Annotated in this window: 1 protein-coding gene; it reads right to left on the bottom strand. The window is 56.6% G+C overall.

Going from position 1 to position 1,267, the window contains the following annotated elements; all coding sequences use genetic code 11:
• Positions 1 to 144 precede the first annotated feature (144 nt).
• Positions 145 to 1,134, bottom strand: coding sequence for an AraC family transcriptional regulator (locus tag ACOCD2_RS20465; RefSeq protein WP_293650094.1), 990 nt, complete (start codon positions 1,132 to 1,134; stop codon positions 145 to 147).
• Between the last annotated feature and the right edge of the window lie 133 nt (positions 1,135 to 1,267).

Here is a 1,267-nt window from a genome sequence, read left to right as displayed (position 1 = left end):
TCGGGGCTGTAGTATTTTTTCTGGCAATCGGCGGCATTGGCCAGGCCGAGGCCGGCGACAAGGATCAGCGTGCCACCGGCAAGTTGGGTCAATAGTGTCTGTTTCATTGGTTGTTCTCCATGGTAAATAGCGGCGGTTTGCCAGTCATTGCTGTACCGCTGCCTTGTCATGCCGGTCCGGTTTCTGCACCAACTGCAGGGTCTTGGATCGGTAAGTGCTGGGGGGCAGACCGGTCATGCGATGAAAGGCGCGACTGAAGTGGGAAAGTTCGCTGTAGCCCACAGCCTGGGCGATCTCGCGCAAACGCAGTCCAGGATCCGCCATGAGTTCGATGGCCCGGCAGAAGATCACCTGTTCCACCAGACGGGAAAAACTGGTGCCCCTGGAGTGGAGAAAACGCTGCAGGCTGCGCTTGCTGATGCCGGTAAGGCGCGAGAGCGTCTCCAGGGTCGGGTTGTAGGGCAGATAGGTTTCGATGAGTTGGCGCAGCGCATTCATTGTATCCAGGGTGATCATGCCGTCATCGAGCAGCGGGGCGCCACTTGCATTCAGCAGGTGCATGTCATCCTTGTGTATGGGAGCCGCCAGTTGTTCCATGGGAATGGCAATGGCGGTGGTGGTGGCGTCGAACTCGATGTTGAGCTGTTCCAGTTCAGGATGGGTCTTCAGTGTAGCTTCGGCGGTAGCACACAGGCGTACTCTTTCAGGCCTCCAGTTTGTGCCCAGGGCGCTGCGTGCCAATTGCAACAGGATACGCAGGTTGTAAAGTTCCACTTGCTGTTTCTGATCGCTGGTGCCCAGCAAGGGCGTCATGCAGATCCAGGCCGTGCCGCCTTCGAATGCCAGATGGTTGTCCGTGATGCTGGTTTCCCTGCGGGCGCTGATGACCAGACGTTGCGCGGCCTGGTAAAGGGTAGTTGCACTCAGAATATATGGCCCGATGGGTCCATGGCTGTGCAGTGGTGTGCCGCCTGCTTCATAACCCAACAGCTGCCAGTCCGTGTCTTCGATGGCTGCTTCGAGAAAGGTCATCAGACTTTTTACGGAGATGACAGCATCGGGCTGTTCCCTCAGGCCCAGGGGAATATGTGCCTGGGTCAGATATTTGTCCGTGGGCGCGCCCCGCTGTTCCAGTAATGAAGCCAGAAAGGTAACTACTCACCCCTAAGACTGAGTACAAGCCTGCCTCGATGGATCTACAATCGCTTTTTCATGTCTGTAGAGGCTTGACATCATAGTACGCCGAGTCTATGCTATTGACCCAACA

It is taken from the genome of Thiolapillus sp. (genome assembly GCF_048562965.1).
Lineage (GTDB): Bacteria > Pseudomonadota > Gammaproteobacteria > Chromatiales > Chromatiaceae > Thiolapillus > Thiolapillus brandeum_A.
Note: the sequence above shows the minus strand (reverse complement) of the source record. Positions and strands in the feature narration are given on the sequence as shown.